Raw genomic sequence first — 16,668 nt, forward strand, 5'->3', positions numbered from 1 at the left:
CGTCATTGCGAGCGCAGCGAAGCAATCCATCTCACCGCTTGTGGCGGCATGGATTGCTTCGCTGCGCTCGCAATGACGTGGAGAGGGCGTGGCGCGCTCGCAAGCCGTAGGGTGGGCAAAGGCGCACAGCGCCGTGCCCACCGTCTCTCGGCGAACGCAAAAAAGGTGGGCACGCTTGCGCTTTGCCCACCCTACAACAAGCCGCGCAATTCTGACCTATCCCCTCACCCTGAGGAGGTCGCGTAGCGACCGTCTCGAAGGGCGAGGCCACAGGCGGGGCCTCATGGTTCGAGACGCGCTGCGCGCTCCTCACCATGAGGGTCAGATGGCTTAGTTCTTCGTCTTGTCGACCAGGGCGCCCTTCTTGATCCAGGGCATCATGTCGCGCAGCTTGGCGCCGACTTCCTCGATCGGGTGCTGGGCGAGCTTGGCGCGGGTGGCCTTGAACGAGGTCTGGTTGACCTTGTTCTCCAGCATCCAGTCGCGGGCGAACTTGCCGCCCTGGATGTCGGCGAGAACGCGCTTCATCTCGGCCTTGGTCTCCGCGGTGACGATACGCGGGCCGGTGACATATTCGCCGTATTCGGCGGTGTTGGAGATCGAGTAGTTCATGTTGGCGATGCCGCCTTCATAGATCAGGTCGACGATCAGCTTCACTTCGTGCAGGCACTCGAAATAGGCCATCTCCGGCGCATAGCCGGCTTCGACCAGCGTCTCGTAGCCGCCCTTGATCAGCTCGACCAGGCCGCCGCAGAGCACCACCTGCTCGCCGAACAGGTCGGTCTCGCATTCCTCTTTGAACGTGGTCTCGATGATGCCGGCACGGCCGCCGCCGATCGCCGAGGCATAGCTCAGGCCGAGATCGTGCGCGTTGCCGGAGACATCCTTGGCGATCGCGATCAGGCAGGGCACGCCGCCGCCGCGCTGATATTCGGAGCGCACGGTGTGGCCGGGGCCCTTCGGGGCGATCATCAGGACGTCGAGATCGGGACGCGGATCGAGCAGGTTGAAGTGCACGTTGAGGCCGTGCGCGAACACCAGCGCGGCGCCCTTCTTCATGTTGTCGTGCAGGTGCTCGCGATAGATATCGCCCTGCAATTCGTCGGGGGTGAGCATCATCACGAGGTCGGCCCACTTGGCGGCATCCGCCACGCTCAGCACCTTGAAGCCGGCGGCCTCCGCCTTCTTGGCCGAAGCCGAGCCCGGGCGCAGCGCGATCGACACTTCCTTGACGCCGGAATCCTTCAGGTTGAGCGCGTGGGCGTGGCCCTGGCTGCCATAGCCGACGATAGCGACCTTCTTGCCCTTGATCAGGTTCAGGTCGGCATCGCGATCGTAGTAAACTCGCATCGTAGTTTCCTCTTGAGGGGGCCGAACATCGGCCGATGGATTTGGGCTTTTCAGGTGGATCAGACCGCCGGACGCCCGCGAATTTTCCGGCGTTGTCTAGAGCATTTTCCGGCTCAGGGGAAACCCCGTTCTCGCATGGCGCGGTGCGGCATCATGCGTCCATGAAGACCGGGTAGAGCGAGGCGAGCAACAGGATCGCCATCACGATATTGAAAGCGCGCACGGCCTGGCGTGAGGTCAGGATCGGCCGCAGCGCGGTGCCGAACAGGGCCCAGGCAATGCAGGACAAGGTACCGAGGATCAGGCTCAAGCCGACCTGGATCGCGATATTCCAGGGGAACGCGGCGATCGCCGCATAGGCGGTGATGGTGCCGATCACCATCACCCAGCCTTTGGCGTTGACCCATTGGAACATGGCCGCGCCCCAGAACGTCATCGGGCGGCCGCTTCTGTCGCCGGATTCCGGCGAGGATGGCTCGGCCATCGCGATCGCGGCGGCGAGATAGATCAAATAGGCGACGCCGATATATTTGAGGATGGTCTGCAGCACGGGATAGGCGATGAAGACGGTGCCGAGACCAAGGCCGACGGCGCCGACCATGAACGCAAATCCGACCGTGATGCCCGCCATATGCGGCACCGTGCGGCGGAAGCCGTAAGTCAGCCCCGAGGACAGCAGCATGATGTTGTTCGGCCCTGGCGTGAAGAACATCACCACGGCGAACATCACGAAAGCGATCAGAACCGACTGCGACATGGCACCACTCACGCGATCTTCGCCTGGGGTTGCGGACGTTTCGAAAGCAGCATGACGGCGATGCCGCCGATCACGGCGGCCATGCCCGCAAGCCGCAGCGGCCCGAACCTTTCGCCGAACACGATGCTGGAGCCGGCGGAGCCGACGAACGGCACCAGGAGCGCGAACGGCACCACCTGCGCCGGCGGATAGTCGCGCAGCAGCCGGCCCCACAGCCAGTAGGCGATGCTGGTCGAGACGCCGCCGACGAACAGCATGCAGACGATCCCGGTTGCCGACATCTGCGACAGCGCCTGCCAGGTCGGCTTCGGGCCGAGAGTGATCAGCGACAACGCGAACAAGGGAACTGCGGCGCAGAGGCACAGCCATGCGAACAGATCGAACATGCGCGCACCCTGCGCGGGCCGCAGCAAGAGATTGCCGACCGCGAAACAGATCGGGGAGACCATCAGGATCGCGAACGCGCCGGCACTGAAATCATGGCCGACGGTGCCGGAGATCATCAAGAGGCCGATCACGGCAATGCCGATGCCGACCATCTGCAGCCGGCTCGGCCATTCGCTGAAAATGATGGCGGCGAAGGCGATCGTGAACAGCGCCTGGCTCTGCACGATCACGCTGGTGAGCCCGACCGGCATGCCATGCGCAATGGCGATCGACTGCGCCAGGAACTGGCCGAGGAAGAGGTTCAGGCTGATCGCGATCAGAAGCGGCCAGGACACTTTCGGCTTGCGCAGGAACAGGCAGGGCAGCGCCGCGATCCCAAAGCGCAGCGCCGTCATCAACTCCGGCGGCAATTCGTCAAGCGCGATCCGGCTTGCGACGAAAGCAAGCCCCCAGATCACCGCGACCATGACGGCGATGCAGACGTCGGCCGGTTTCATTGGCTCGTCTTTTCCAGCTCTTTTGTTTCTAGCTCTTCTGTTCCAGCTTCGGCTTGCGCAGGAGATAGGTGCCGTGCAGCGGCGCGTGGTAGTCGGCGGAGACCAAGATGAAGCCGACCTCGGTCAGCATGCGTTCCATGACCCAACCGAAGGTCGAATATTCGTCGCGCATGTGCATCATCACGCTCTCGCGCTCGAAATCATGGTTCTTGATGGAAAAATCGGCCCAGCCCTCGACGTCGCGCTCGAGGCCATCGGGCATGCTGACGAACACGATGTCGCGGAGATAGAACTCGGAGCCCGGCTTCAGCGCGTTGAAGATGCGCGACAGCGCCACCGCTTTCCAGAAATCCGGCAGATGATGCAGCGTGAATTCGCTGACGATCACATCGTAGGAATTCGGCTGATAGGCGAAGCTCAGAAGGCCCGCCGGCTGGGTGCGGATGCGCGCCTTGCGGTCGCGTGCATAGATATTGGCGAGCGTCAGCATCGCCGGCGAGATGTCGATCGCATCGACGTCGGCGCCCATCAGCGCCGCTTCACAGGCGAGCACGCCGTTGCCGCAACCGATATCGGCGACGCGCCAGCCCGGCTCGACGCCGAGCATCTTGAGCGTCTGGCGGGCGCGGAGATCGCTGTCGTCATGGCGGCCATAGATCGAGGCGACCGCGGTATCGATGCCGACCCGGCGTCTTTGCGTGTAGTACCAGTCGCGCGCCAACATGGTTCACATCCCTTCCGGCCCGCGTCCGATCGCGGCAACGCCCGTGCGTGACACCTCGACCAGGCCGAGCGGGCGCATCAGGTCGATGAACTGATTGATCTTGGCGGTATTGCCTGTGATCTCGAACACAAAACTCTCGGTAGTGGCATCAATGACCCGTGCCCGGAACGCATCCGCGAGCCGCAGCGCCTCGACGCGGTGGTCGCCGGTGCCGCGCACCTTCACCATCGCCAGCTCCCGCTCGATCGAGCGTCCCGACAGCGTCATGTCGACGACGCGGTAGACCGGGATCATGCGGTCGAGCTGATGCTTGATCTGCTCGATCACCATCGGCGTGCCCGTGGTCACGATGGTGATGCGCGATAGGTGTTTCTGGCTCTCGGTCTCAGAGACGGTAAGACTTTCGATGTTGTAGCCGCGGCCGGAGAACAGCCCGATCACGCGCGCGAGCACGCCCGGCTCGTTCTGCACGAGGACCGAAAGCGTGTGCGACTCGTTCGGGTCGTGGCGCTCTTCGAGGAAGTAGGCGGATGCGGGCTGGTTCATGGTCGTCCCCTCAAGGAATGCTGTCACGCCATCGCCCGTTCGGCGATGGCGGCGTCCGTTCCGACCCACTGGCGGAACAGGTCGAAATCGATATTGCCGCCGCTCAGGACCAGGCCGACGCGCTTGCCTCGAATCCCGTCCCGCTCCTGCAGCGCGGCCGCGAGCGCGGCGGCGCCGGCGCCTTCGGCGAGGTTGTGCGTATCGGTCCAGTAACAGCGGATGGCGGCACCGACCTCGTCGTCAGTAACCTGCACGATGCGGGAAGCGCCCTTGCGGATCATCGCGAGCGCGTCGGCATCGGGAATGCGGGTCGCCATGCCGTCGGCGCGGGTGCTGGCGGTCTCGGTGGTGACGACGGTGCCGGCCGCGAACGACAGCGCATAGGACGGCGCCTCCGTCGACTGCACGCCGACGATCTCGGTCTTCAGGCCGAGGAGATCGCGGACGCGGATGCAACCGCAGATGCCGGAGCCCTGCCCGATCGGCACATAGAGCAGGTCGAGGTCAGGTGCGGCCTTGAACAGCTCCAACGCATAGGTCGCAACGCCCAGCACCAGGTCGGGATGGAACGCCGGCACCATGTGCAGGCCTGCGCTCTCGGCGCGCCGGACGGCTTCCTCGCGCGCGGCCTGGAAATCCTGGCCGTGCTCGACCAGCTCGGCGCCGAAGGCGCGCATGGCGCGGTTCTTCTCGACCGAATTGCCATGCGGCACGTAGATCGTCGCCGGCACCCCATGACGGCGCGCGGCGAAGGCGAGACTCTGGCCGTGATTGCCGCGCGTCGCCGAGATGATCCCCGGCGTATCAGGCTGCTCGCGCTTCAGACGATCGAGATAGACGAGCCCGCCGCGCACCTTGAAGGCGCCAGTCGGCGTGTGGTTCTCATGCTTGACCAGGACATCCGCACCCAGCCGCTCAGCTAGCAGCGGCCAGGCATGCACCGGCGTCGGCGGCACCGCGGTGCCGACAATCGCCTGCGCGCGCTCGAGCTGTCCAAGGTCGAACATCAGTCCATCTCACACCAGCGCCTTGCCGCCGGCGAAGGCGATCGCGGTTGCATCGTCGGTCGCCTCTTCGGGCAACAGCATCTCGTTGTGCGCCTTGCCGGAGGGGATCATCGGGAAGCAGTTCTCGAGCGCGGCGACGCGGCAGTCGAACAGCACCGGGCGCTTGATCGCGATCATCTCCTTGATCGCGCCGTCGAGATCGGCGGGCTTGGTCACCTGCAGGCCGACGCCGCCATAGGCTTCGGCGAGCTTGACGAAATCCGGCAGCGCCTCGGTATAGGAATGCGACAAGCGGTTGCCGTGCAGGAGCTGCTGCCACTGCCGGACCATGCCCATGTACTGGTTGTTGAGGATGAAGATCTTGATCGGCAGTTCATACTGAACCGCCGTCGACATTTCCTGGATCGTCATCTGCACCGAGGCGTCGCCGGCGATGTCGATGACGAGGCTGTCGGGATGCGCCACCTGCACGCCGACCGCGGCCGGCAGGCCATAGCCCATGGTGCCGAGGCGCCGGAGGTCATCCAGCGGTGCGGCTCCTCGAAGCCGTAGAACTGCGCCGCCCACATCTGGTGCTGGCCGACTTCGGTCGTGATGTAGGTATCCTTGCCGCGCGTCAGCTCGAACAGGCGCTGGATCGCATACTGCGGCAGGATGATGTCGTTGTTCTTGCGGTAGGACAGCGAGTTGCGCGCGCGCCATTGCGCGATCTGCTGCCACCACGCCTTGATGTCCGGCCGCTTCGCTTCCGCCTTGAACACCTGCAGCAGGTCGCCGAGCACGTTGCCGACATCGCCGATGATCGGCACGTCGACGCGGATGTTCTTGTTGATCGAGGACGGGTCGATGTCGATGTGGATCTTCTTCGAGCCCGGCGAGAACGCATCGGTGCGGCCGGTGATGCGGTCGTCGAAGCGCGCGCCGACGCACAGCATGACGTCGCAATCATGCATGGTCATGTTGGCTTCGTAGGTGCCGTGCATGCCGAGCATGCCGAGCCAGTTCTTGCCCGAGGCCGGATAGGCGCCGAGGCCCATCAAGGTCGAGGTGATCGGGAAGCCGGTGAACTCGACGAGATCGCGCAGCAGCTTGGAGGCCTCGGGGCCGGAATTGATGACGCCGCCGCCGCTGTAGATCACCGGACGCTTGGCGGACGCGAGCAGCGCCACCGCTTTGCGGATCTGGGCCGCATCGCCCTTGACGCGCGGCGCGTAGGAGATGTGAACGTCGGACTTGCGCGGCGGATGGTAGGTGCCGACCGCGAACTGCACGTCCTTCGGGACGTCGACCACGACCGGACCCGGACGGCCGGAGGTCGCGACGTAGAACGCCTCATGCAGGACCTTCGCGAGGTCGTTGACGTTGCGCACCAGCCAGTTGTGCTTGGTGCAGGGGCGCGTGATGCCGACCGTGTCGCATTCCTGGAACGCGTCGTTGCCGATCAGATGCGTCGGCACCTGGCCGGTGATGCAGACCAGGGGAATCGAATCCATCAGCGCGTCGGTCAGCGCCGTCACCATGTTGGTGGCGCCCGGGCCGGAGGTCACCAGCACGACGCCGGGCTTGCCGGTCGAGCGCGCGTAGCCCTCGGCGGCGTGGCCGGCGCCCTGCTCGTGGCGCACCAGGATGTGCTCGACCTCGCTCTGCTGAAAGATCTCGTCATAGATCGGCAGCACCGCGCCGCCGGGATAGCCGAAAAGGTGCTGCACGCCATGATCGATCAGCGCGCGGACGATCATCGCGGCTCCCGTCATCTGGTTCGGATCGTGGCTCTTGTCTTTCATGGCTGGCTCCGGATGCGCTGTCTTGGCGCGGCGTTAAGTCTTTGATTTGGGAAATAAAAAAGGGCCCGAGAGGCCCCATGCACACCGCCTGTCTGTCAGATGGCCGCTAGCCATCCCCGGCGGTGTGCCTGGGTACGACGACGATGAGTTTGGTAATAATATTACGCATAGGCGGCTCAGGCTTCCCAAAGGTTGCGCGAACATACCGACCAATGCCCGAATGTCAAGGCAGGGACGCGTTCAGCGCGACTTTTCGTAATGTAGCGGGGTTCCTGGCGTTCGGCGAGTGCTTTTGCGCGCATGGCAGAAGCGCCGTACCTCGCGCTCCGCTCCATCCAGGCTACGCGAGCCGTAGCCCGGATGGAGCGTAAGCGTAATCCGAGGCAGCGCGTCCCGGAGGTGGAGAAGTCCCGGATTGCGCTGCGCTCCATCCGGGCTACGGGACTACGGGAGACGTGCCTCCAGCCATCCTCTCGCCGCTTCGGGCGCCACCCATTCGAATTCCGGCAATTGGTGGCGGAACCAGGTGAACTGGCGTTTCGCGTAATGGCGGGTGTCGGCGCGGCCGATCTCGGACGCCTCCTCGCGGCTGATCTCGCCGTTGAGGTGCCGGATCAGGGCCGGCACGCCGTGGGCCTTCATCGCCGGCAGCAAGGGATCGAGATGGCGCGCCGCGAGCTTTGCCACCTCTTCCAGCGCGCCGGCATTCAGCATCGCCTCGAACCGGGCATCGATCCGTGCATAGAGCTCGTCGCGTTGGGGCGCGAGGAACAGGGCAGCGAATTCGCCTGATGGCAAGAGCGGCGGCAGGCCGTCGCGATGCCATTCGGTCAGCGAGCGGCCGGTCGCCTCGACGACTTCGAGCGCGCGAGAGATCCGGGTGCGATCGCGCGGTTTCAGGCGCTCGGCATAGGCGGGGTCGCGCCGGGAAAGTTCCGCATGCAGCGCCTCGACTCCGTCGCGATCGAGCCGCGCGCGCACACCCTCGCGCACCTCGGCAGCAATCGGCGGCACCGCCGACAGCCCGCGGGTGAGCGCCTTGAAATACAGGCCCGAGCCGCCGATGAAGATCGGCAGGCGGTTCTCGGCGCGCACCTCGGAAAGCACCTTCGCAGCATCCGCGACCCAGGCGCCGGCGGAGAAATTCACGCCGGCGTCGACATGGCCGTAGAGGCGGTGCGCGACCTGCGCCTCCTCCTCGATCGTCGGCCGCGCCGTGATGATGCGGAGGTCGCGATAGACCTGCATCGAGTCGGTGTTGATCACGACACCGCGAGCCCTTTGCGCAAGGTCAAGTGCCAGCGCCGACTTGCCGCTGGCGGTCGGCCCTGCGATAAGCACCGCTCTTGTCCCAGCTTGCGAAGCCGCCGCCATGTCGCTCGTCGCCACCCTCATCTGCAATCCCGCCAATCCGGCGCTCGACTCCACCATCGTCGACGGCGCGCTGGCCGTCCTGCCCTCGCCCGGCGCGGCGCAGTGGCTGTTCGACGAGGTCGCCGTCGACATCCCCTTTGACGGCAGCGAGGATATCAAGGCGATCGAAGCCCGCCTGCAACAGGCGCGCGGCGACCTGCCGATCGATATTGTGGTGCAGCCTCGCGCCTTCAGGCGCAAGAAGCTTTTTCTCGCCGACATGGACTCCACCATGATCGGTCAGGAATGCGTCGACGAGCTCGCCGATTTCGCCGGGCTGAAGGAGCATGTCTCAAAAATCACCGAGCGCGCGATGCGCGGCGAGATCGCCTTCGAGCCGGCGCTGCGCGAGCGCGTCGCACTATTGAAGGACCTACCCGTGAGCGTGGTCGACGAGGTCCTGGAAAAGCGCATCACGCCAACGCCGGGTGGCCGCGAACTGGTGATGACCATGCGCGCCAATGGCGCCTGGACCTGCCTGATCTCGGGCGGCTTCACGCTGTTCACCAACGCGATCGCCGCCAAGATCGGCTTCCAGGAGAACCGCGCCAATGAGCTGATCGCGCGCGACGGCAAGCTCGTGGGCGAGGTGAAGGAGCCAATCGTCGGCCGCGCCACCAAGCTCGCCACGCTGATCGAGCTGCGCGAGGCCTTCGACCTCGATGCCATCGACACGCTGGTCGTCGGCGACGGCGCCAACGACCTCGGCATGATCGAGGCCGCCGGCCTCGGCGTCGCCTACCACGCCAAGCCCGCGGTCGCAGCGGCCGCGGCAGCGCGGATCGACCACGGCGACCTCACCGCGCTGCTCTACGCACAGGGCTATCGGCGGGATGAATTCGTCGAGGGATAGGCCCTCACCCGTCGTCACCCGCGAAGGCGGCTGACCCAGTATTCCAGCGCGGCCTGTTATTCACGCCGGCGATTACTGGATACTCCGCCTTCGCGGAGTATGACAGTCGAGCGCGGAACGGCCTGCGGCGCGTTACTGCACGCTCAGCGCCACGAAGCGCAGTTCTCCGTCGCCGTTGGAGACGAGCAGGAGGACCGACTTCTTGCCGTCCTTCTTCAACTGGTCGACGCGCTTCTTGATGTCGGCGGCGCTCGCGACCGCTTCCTGCGCGACCTCGACGATGACGTCGCCGGCAGACAGGCGCTTTTCGGCGGCATCGGAGGTACCATCGACGCCGGTGATGATCACGCCCTTCACGCTGTCCTTGATCTTGTACTTGGTGCGGAGATCCTTGTTCAGCACCGCAAGATCGAGCCCGAGCGCCTTCTGCGTCACCGGCTTCTCCGCCGGCTCGTCCTTGGTCTTGGCGTTGGCCTGCTGCACCTTGTCGGTGTCCTCGAGCCGGCCGAGCGTGACCCGCTTGGTCTCCTCATTGCCCTTGCGGATGACGACGACGTCGACTTCCTTGCCGACGGCGGTGTCCGCAACGACGCGCGAGAGATCCTTGGGATCCTTGACGTCCTTGCCGTCGAACTTGACCACGACGTCGCCAGGCTCGATGCCCGCGGGTTTCGCCGGCCCCTTGTCGTCAATGCCCGCGACCAGCGCGCCACGCGCCGGCTTGATGTTGAGGCTGTCGGCGATCTCGTCGGTGACCTGCTGGATTCGGACGCCGAGCCAGCCGCGGCGCAGCTCGCCAAATTTCTGCAGTTGATCCACGACGGCAGCGACCGTCTTCGACGGCACGGCAAAGCCGAGGCCGATCGAGCCGCCGGTCGGCGAGATGATCAGTGTGTTGACGCCGACCACTTCGCCATCGAGGTTGAACAGCGGTCCACCCGAATTGCCGCGGTTGATGGCGGCGTCGGTCTGGATGTAGCTGTCGTAGGGACCCTGGCTGATGTCGCGGTTGCGCGCCGACACGATGCCGGCGGTCACCGAGCCGCCGAGGCTGAAGGGGTTGCCGATCGCGATTACCCATTCGCCGAGCCTGAGCTTGTCGGAATCGCCGAACTTCACCGCAGTCAGCGGCTTCGGCGGCTTGAACTTCAGGACGGCGAGATCGGTCTTCTTGTCGACGCCGACCAGCTCCGCCTTAACCTTGGTGCCGTCGTTCATGATGATGTTGATCTCGTCGGCATCGGCAATCACGTGGTTGTTGGTCACCACGATGCCTGCGGTGTCGACGATGAAGCCGGAGCCGAGCGAGTTGGTCTTGCGCGGCTGAAACTCGCCGTTCTTGTCCCCGCCCTTGCCGCCACCGGGGCCGCGGCGGTTCTTGAAGAAGTCGTCGAAGAACTCCTCGAAGGGCGAGCCCGGCGGCAGTTGCGGCATGGCGCCGCCGCCCTTGGCCTCCACCGTCTGCGACGTCGAGATGTTCACGACCGCATCGATCACCTTTTCGGCAACGTCGGCGATGCCGTCGGGTCCTCGCGCGAAGGCCGCCGGCACTGAGGCAAGCACGCCGGCGGCGCCGATGGCAATCGCGGCTCCCATCAGGCGCAGGCGACGGCTCAAGGCGGGTCTGGCACCGGTCATGTCAGCTTCTCTCCAGGAAATACGATATTCCGCCCACAGTGCGCCCGAACGGGGTGGCCGCGCAAGCATTTGAGACAACCATTCCGGCGAAAAACCGGCGCCCTACGGCTCACGATTGCGTTGGACCGATAAGTTCCGGCCAGCCAATTTTTTCCGTCGTGGCCGGGCTTGTCCGTCTTCGCTGTCGCTTCGCCGGACCAACACTGGCGTGCCCGGCGAAGCCTTGGCGTAGCCGGGTCCCGGCTATCCACGCCCTTTGCGACGGCGGCGAAGAACGTGGATGCCCGGGACATCTGCGCGAAGACGCGCTTCGCGCTTTTGCCCGGGCATGACGACGCGAGAGTTCGCAACGATGCTCAGCGCCGCACCAGCCAGATCAGGATCAAGCCACCCACCGCCGATCCGATCCCGACCACGCGCAACACATTGTCCGGGGTTGCCAGCGCGCTTTTCATCGCGCGCCGCATCCAGTTCGGGCTTGCCGCGAACATCAGGCCCTCGAGCACGAACAGAATTCCCACACCGATGAGGAAGTCGGCGAACGCTATGGACCTCATCGGATGGCGACCTCTCGTCCGGGCGTTTCTTCTTGGCTAAGGGGCGAAGCGGATGCTTCGCCCTCGTGATGCGGTTACTGCTGCTTCGGCGCGGCGGCCGTTGCCGACGGACCGACGGCCAGCGGACGGCCGGACGCGCTGCCGAAATATTTGAAGAAATCGGAGTCCGGGCGCAACAGGAAGCGGGTGTCGTTGGCGCGCAGGCCGTTCTCATAGGCCGACATCGAACGGTAGAACGCGAAGAAATCCGCATCCTTGCCATAGGCTTCGGCAAACAGCCGGTTGCGCTCGGCGTCGCCCTCGCCGCGCACCTGCTCCGCGGTCGAATTGGCCTCAGCGACGATGACGGTTGCCTCACGATCCGCCTTGGAGCGGATCTCCTGCGCCTTCTGACCGCCCTGGGCGCGGAATTCGGCCGCCTCGCGCTGACGCTCGGTCTGCATCCGCTGGTAGACCGCCTGGCTGTTCTGCTCCGGGAGGTCGGCGCGGCGGATGCGGACGTCGACGACCTGGATGCCGTAGCCGTCGGCCTCGTGGTCGAGCTGGTCGCGGATCCGCGCCATCAACCTCTCGCGCTCGTCGCGGACGACGTTGATGAAGGTGACCTCGCCGAGCACGCGGCGCAGCGCCGCGTTGAGCAGCGTCGTCAACTGCACGTTGGCCGCCTGGATCGTGCCGACGCTCTGATAGAAGCGCAGCGCGTTCTTGATGCGGTAGCGGGCGAAGGCGTCGACCACCAGCCGCTTCTGGTCGGAGGCGATCACTTCCTGCGACGGGTTTTCCAGGTCGAGGATGCGCTTGTCGATCGAGATCACGGAATCGATGAACGGCGCCTTGAAGTTGAGGCCGGGTTCGGTGACCACGCGGACGGGCTCGCCGAGCCGGACCACCAGGACCTGTTCGGTCTGCTGCACGGTGAAGACAGAGCTGTAGCCGATGATGACCAGCACCAGCAGGATGATCAGCGCGGCAATGCCGGTGACGGGCGACCTCATCGCGTGCCTCCGCCCTGCTGCTGACCGGTGGTGGCGGACGGACGCCGCGGCGTCAGCTCGCTCAGCGGCAGATACGGCACGATGTTCTGGCCGGACCCGTTGCCGCCGTCATAGACCAGTTTCTCGGAGCCACCGAGGATGCGTTCCATCGTCTCCAGGTAAATGCGTTGCCGCGTCACGTCGGGGGCCTTCTTGTATTCGTCATAGACTTTCAGGAAGCGCGCACTCTGGCCCTTGGCCTCCGCCACCGCCTGCTCCTTGTAGCCTTCGGCCGCCTGCACGATCTGGGCGGAGCGGCCGCGCGCCTCCGGTATCACGCGGTTGGCATAGGTCTGCGCCTCGTTCTGCAACCGCTCGAGGTCGGCGCGCGCCGCCTGGACGTCGCGGAACGAGTCGATCACCTGCTGCGGCGGATCGACCTTCTGCATCTGCACCTGGGTGATCAGGACGCCGGCGCCGTAGGTATCGAGCGTCTTCTGCATCAGTTCCTGCACGTTCTGCTCGGTGGTGGTGCGCGCGCCGGTGAGGATCGGCTGGATCTGTGACCGGCCGATCACCTCGCGCATGGCGCTCTCCGCCACCGCCTTCACGGTGCCTTCGGGGTTCTGGATGTTGAACAGGAAGTCGCCGACGCCGTCGGGCTTGATCCGCCACAGCACGGTGAAATCGACGTCGACGATGTTCTCGTCGCCGGTCAGCATCAGGCTCTCTTCCGGCACGTCGCGCATGGTGCGGCCGCGCCGCGCCGGGTCGTCGATCAGGGTCATGCCGATCGAAATGGTGGAGACGCGCAGCGCCTTCGGCAGCAGCACTGTCTCGATCGGATAGGGCAAATGATAGTTCAAGCCCGGCTGCACCGTGCGCACGTGCTTGCCAAAGCGCAGGACGACGCCGAGTTCTTCCGACTGGACCCGGAAGAAGCCGGACAGGCCCCAGATCGCGAGCGCGCCGACCACGACAAGCGCGATCCCCATGCTGCTGAAATGGCCGCCGGGCAGGAGCTGCTGCAGCCGGTCCTGGCCGCGGCGCAGGAGGTCCTCAAGATCCGGCGGGCGCGGCCCGACCGATTGTGGACCGGAGCCCCATGGGCCCTTCGGACCCGAGCCCCACGGCCCCCCGCCTTGATTCTTCCACGGCATTAAAGCTTCTCCTCGGCAAGCCCGGGATGGATTGATGGACGCCCGGCCTCGTCAGTCCGCCCGGCTTTATAGGGGACCGAATGGCCCCTTACAACGCAAGCTTCCAAGCTGAACGAGCTATGCCTGCGGACATAATTGTCAATGCAAACATTGGCTAGCGGGGTTAACGCTGGACACGCCGACTATATGTCACATAGGAAAAATCGACGCTGTCAGTCGGCCCGGCCGGATTTCGCACCCGCGCCACTTCTTCCCATTTCGCCGTGTCAATTGTGGCGAAATGCGTATCGCCTTCCGGCCGCGCATGCACTTCGGTGATTTCGAGCCGGTCGGCGCTATCGATCCATTGCGCGTAGATCTCGGCGCCGCCGATGACGGCGATTTCGGTGGCGAAACGCCGCAGCGCATCGCCGAGCGCGATCGCGCGGGCGTTCTCGAACGACTGGGTGACGATCGCGCCGGGAGCGCGATAGTTCGCGTCGCGCGTCACCACGATGTTGGTCCGACCGGGGAGCGGCCTGCGCAGGGACTCGAAGGTCTTGCGCCCCATCACCACCGGCCTGTTCATGGTGATGGCCCTGAAGCGCTGCTGGTCGCTCTTCAAGCGCCACGGGATCGCATTGTCGCGCCCGATCACGCCGTTCTCGGCAACCGCTGCGATCAGCACGATCTCAGGAACTGAATTCATTCCGCGGCAATCATGCAGCCAAGCGATAGATCAACGCATCGTCTATCAGCACGCCATCGATGACATTTCGACTGAAGCGGACCGTCGAAATGCCGTCTACCCTAACAACACTACCCATTGCGGCGAGCATTTTGTCCTTGGGTGGAACCACCTTTACTCTCGATAGGTCGAGCCGCTTCCTCAGATCGCCTCGGTTGTCGAGCGCGACGGCTATTTCAAGCAAAGCTTGTTGCAAGTTTTTCTCTGCCTTGGGCGTACGAATAACGAGCCGCCATTCCCCGACATCAGGAAAGAAAATCCAGGCAGCACCAGTCACCGGGAATTTAGCCTCGTCGAGAATTCTGACGAGTTCACCTCCCATATCGACATCAGCGTCTACCAAAACCGCTGCAGCCATTGCATGATCCCAAATTCTGAATTCTCGACAGCATCCCTCATGGCAGCCGCCGTTACGGCATCGATCATATCATATCGGGACTCAGCCGACCATTCGCTTGCGATGGCCCAGCGAACGTCAAATTCGGGATTTTCACGCGCTGTTTTGAGAAACTCGGCAAGCCCCGCCAGACCTACCAACTTTGTTACGTCATGATCGAAAAACCCACGCAATACGGCTTTGTCCGGCACGGTTTCGGCCACCATCTGGCGCGCTATGCAGGCCTTCAGGCCAAGCTCGATGCCGTAGCCATAAAGATAATAGGAGTTCGAGAAGCGACTATTCTCGTACAAGAGACGGGCATCCTCAATCTTAGCCAGCGCCAAACGCTGCAATGTTCCTCTGGGCAGCGCCGCCATCAGCGCGCCCCATCCGCCAGCGCCTGCAGCGCCGGACCGGTGACGCGGCACAATGTCCATTCGTCCATCATGACGGCACCGAGCGATTTGTAGAATTCGATCGACGGCGTATTCCAGTCGAGCACCGCCCACTGTAATCGCGCCCAGCCGTTGGCGACACATTCCCTCGCAAGATGGACGAGCAGCGCCTTGCCGATGCCCTTGCCACGCAGCGCCGGGCGGACGAACAGATCCTCCAGATAGATCCCGTGCTTGCCGGCGAAGCTGGAGAAATTGACGAACCAGAGCGCAAAGCCCGCAGGCTCCCCGTTCCACTCGGCGATGTCGCACGCGAGCCGCGGATTGTCGCCGAACAGCGCCTCGGCAATGTCGGCTTCGGTGGCCTTCACCTCGTGGAGCAGCTTCTCGTATTCGGCAAGCTCGCGAACGAGCGCGTAGACGAGCCCGGCTTCATCGGCACGCGCACGGCGGATGGTCAGCGACATCCTTAAGCTCACACCGCGACTTCGGCCTTGATGTGCGGGTGCGGGTCGTAGCCCTCAAGTTTGAAATCCTCGTAGCGGAAGGCGAAGATGTCCTTCACGTCGGGATTGATCTTCATCACCGGTAGCGGCCGGGTCGGACGCGTGAGCTGCAGCCGCGCCTGCTCGATATGGTTGGAATAGAGGTGCGTGTCGCCGAGCGAGTGCACGAAATCGCCGAGCTTCAGTCCCGTCACCTGCGCCACCATCATGGTGAGGAGCGCATAGGAGGCGATGTTGAAGGGCACGCCGAGGAAGACATCGCCGGAGCGCTGGTAGAGCTGGCAGGACAGTTTGCCGTTGGCGACATAGAACTGGAACAGGCAGTGGCAGGGCGGCAGCGCCATCTTGTCGACGTCGGCCGGATTCCAGGCGCTGACGATCAGGCGGCGCGAATCCGGATTGCGCTTGATCATGTCGATCACGTTCGCGATCTGGTCGATGCTGCGGCCGTCGGGCGCCGGCCAGGAGCGCCATTGCGATCCATAGACCGGGCCGAGATCGCCATTGGCGTCGGCCCATTCGTCCCAGATGGTGACGCCGTTGTCGCGCAGATATTTGATGTTGGTGTCGCCGGCGAGGAACCAGAGCAGTTCATGCACGATCGCCTTCAGCGGCAGCCGCTTGGTCGTCAGCATCGGGAAGCCGGCCGACAGGTTGAAGCGCATCTGGTGGCCGAAGATCGACAGCGTCCCGGTGCCGGTACGGTCGTGCTTCTCCGCACCATCGGCGAGGATGCGTTCGAGCAGGTCGTGATACTGGTTCATGGCGTGAGCTTCGGGCCTTTCGGGAACGGCGAATGTACCGGCCGCAAACGGCCGTCGACACGGCGATTCGGCCTTCCCTGGCGATTATACCCCGAAAAATGATGGCCCGTTCTTAAACGACAAGGGCGGAACCCGCGTTCCGCCCTTCTCCACGTCCGCAACCCGGGACCGCTCGCTGTCATTCCGGGGCGCGCGGAGCGCGAGCCCGGAATCCATTTCGCCGCTGGCGCGTGCCGCCCGATGGATTCCG

17 protein-coding genes and 1 pseudogene are annotated in these 16,668 nt (G+C 64.4%); 1 reads left to right on the forward strand and 17 read right to left on the reverse strand.

Annotation, left to right across the window (positions count from 1 at the left end; genetic code table 11):
* Nucleotides 1-330 precede the first annotated feature (330 nt).
* From ilvC to miaA, 8 genes and pseudogenes are all read right to left on the reverse strand, one after another.
* Nucleotides 331-1,350, reverse strand: coding sequence for a ketol-acid reductoisomerase (gene ilvC, locus CWO89_RS26490; protein ID WP_027578129.1), 1,020 nt, complete (start codon nt 1,348-1,350; stop codon nt 331-333).
* A 151-nt stretch (nt 1,351-1,501) separates the two neighbouring features.
* A complete protein-coding gene (locus CWO89_RS26495) occupies nt 1,502-2,107 on the reverse strand; it encodes a LysE family translocator (RefSeq protein ID WP_130581584.1) in 606 nt (201 codons plus the stop codon).
* Nucleotides 2,108-2,115: 8 nt separating this feature from the next.
* The gene (locus tag CWO89_RS26500) at nt 2,116-2,991 is read right to left on the reverse strand and encodes an EamA family transporter (RefSeq protein ID WP_130581585.1); all 876 of its coding nucleotides are present in this window, start codon (nt 2,989-2,991) and stop codon (nt 2,116-2,118) included.
* A 28-nt stretch (nt 2,992-3,019) separates the two neighbouring features.
* The gene (locus tag CWO89_RS26505; RefSeq protein WP_130581586.1) at nt 3,020-3,715 is read right to left on the reverse strand and encodes a class I SAM-dependent methyltransferase; all 696 of its coding nucleotides are present in this window, start codon (nt 3,713-3,715) and stop codon (nt 3,020-3,022) included.
* A gap of 3 nt (nt 3,716-3,718) precedes the next feature.
* The gene (gene ilvN, locus CWO89_RS26510) at nt 3,719-4,261 is read right to left on the reverse strand and encodes an acetolactate synthase small subunit (RefSeq protein WP_028161804.1); all 543 of its coding nucleotides are present in this window, start codon (nt 4,259-4,261) and stop codon (nt 3,719-3,721) included.
* Nucleotides 4,262-4,284: 23 nt separating this feature from the next.
* Nucleotides 4,285-5,268 (reverse strand): threonine dehydratase, encoded by a 984-nt coding sequence (locus tag CWO89_RS26515; RefSeq protein ID WP_130581587.1) that lies wholly within the window; start codon nt 5,266-5,268, stop codon nt 4,285-4,287.
* 9 nt (nt 5,269-5,277) lie between these two features.
* Nucleotides 5,278-7,052 (reverse strand): annotated as a pseudogene (locus CWO89_RS26520) (acetolactate synthase 3 large subunit).
* A gap of 444 nt (nt 7,053-7,496) precedes the next feature.
* A complete protein-coding gene (gene miaA, locus CWO89_RS26525) occupies nt 7,497-8,426 on the reverse strand; it encodes a tRNA (adenosine(37)-N6)-dimethylallyltransferase MiaA (RefSeq protein ID WP_130581598.1) in 930 nt (309 codons plus the stop codon).
* Between miaA and serB the strand changes: the two genes are divergently transcribed.
* Nucleotides 8,425-9,318, forward strand: a complete 894-nt coding sequence (gene serB, locus CWO89_RS26530; RefSeq protein WP_130581588.1) for a phosphoserine phosphatase SerB — start codon at nt 8,425-8,427, stop codon at nt 9,316-9,318. The two genes, miaA and serB, sit on opposite strands and share 2 nt — an antisense overlap.
* Nucleotides 9,319-9,450: 132 nt before the next feature.
* Here serB and CWO89_RS26535 read toward each other — a convergent pair whose 3' ends face one another.
* The 9 genes from CWO89_RS26535 to CWO89_RS26575 all read right to left on the reverse strand — a co-directional run bounded on the left by CWO89_RS26535 (nt 9,451) and on the right by CWO89_RS26575 (nt 16,418).
* Nucleotides 9,451-10,956 carry a Do family serine endopeptidase gene (locus tag CWO89_RS26535; RefSeq protein WP_130581589.1) on the reverse strand — a complete coding sequence of 502 codons (1,506 nt, stop codon included), beginning with the start codon at nt 10,954-10,956 and terminating at the stop codon, nt 9,451-9,453.
* Nucleotides 10,957-11,312: 356 nt separating this feature from the next.
* Nucleotides 11,313-11,513, reverse strand: coding sequence for a DUF2065 domain-containing protein (locus tag CWO89_RS26540; protein WP_130581590.1), 201 nt, complete (start codon nt 11,511-11,513; stop codon nt 11,313-11,315).
* Between the two features lie 74 nt (nt 11,514-11,587).
* Nucleotides 11,588-12,508: a protease modulator HflC gene (hflC, locus tag CWO89_RS26545; RefSeq protein WP_130581591.1), complete on the reverse strand. Its 921-nt coding sequence runs from the start codon at nt 12,506-12,508 to the stop codon at nt 11,588-11,590.
* Nucleotides 12,505-13,647, reverse strand: coding sequence for an FtsH protease activity modulator HflK (gene hflK / locus CWO89_RS26550; RefSeq protein ID WP_130581592.1), 1,143 nt, complete (start codon nt 13,645-13,647; stop codon nt 12,505-12,507). Before hflK ends, hflC begins: the two co-directional genes overlap by 4 nt.
* A 163-nt stretch (nt 13,648-13,810) precedes the next feature.
* A complete protein-coding gene (locus CWO89_RS26555) occupies nt 13,811-14,335 on the reverse strand; it encodes a dihydrofolate reductase (RefSeq protein WP_130581593.1) in 525 nt (174 codons plus the stop codon).
* A gap of 10 nt (nt 14,336-14,345) precedes the next feature.
* Entirely contained in the window at nt 14,346-14,732 is a 387-nt protein-coding gene (locus CWO89_RS26560) for a hypothetical protein (protein ID WP_130581594.1), read from the reverse strand.
* Entirely contained in the window at nt 14,711-15,130 is a 420-nt protein-coding gene (locus CWO89_RS26565; RefSeq protein WP_130581595.1) for a HEPN domain-containing protein, read from the reverse strand. Before CWO89_RS26565 ends, CWO89_RS26560 begins: the two co-directional genes overlap by 22 nt.
* Nucleotides 15,130-15,615, reverse strand: a complete 486-nt coding sequence (locus CWO89_RS26570; RefSeq protein ID WP_130581596.1) for a GNAT family N-acetyltransferase — start codon at nt 15,613-15,615, stop codon at nt 15,130-15,132. The genes CWO89_RS26565 and CWO89_RS26570 overlap by 1 nt, the downstream gene beginning before the upstream one ends.
* A gap of 8 nt (nt 15,616-15,623) precedes the next feature.
* Nucleotides 15,624-16,418 (reverse strand): thymidylate synthase, encoded by a 795-nt coding sequence (locus tag CWO89_RS26575; protein WP_130581597.1) that lies wholly within the window; start codon nt 16,416-16,418, stop codon nt 15,624-15,626.
* Nucleotides 16,419-16,668 lie beyond the last annotated feature (250 nt).

This window comes from Bradyrhizobium sp. Leo170, assembly GCF_004296405.1.
Lineage (GTDB): Bacteria > Pseudomonadota > Alphaproteobacteria > Rhizobiales > Xanthobacteraceae > Bradyrhizobium.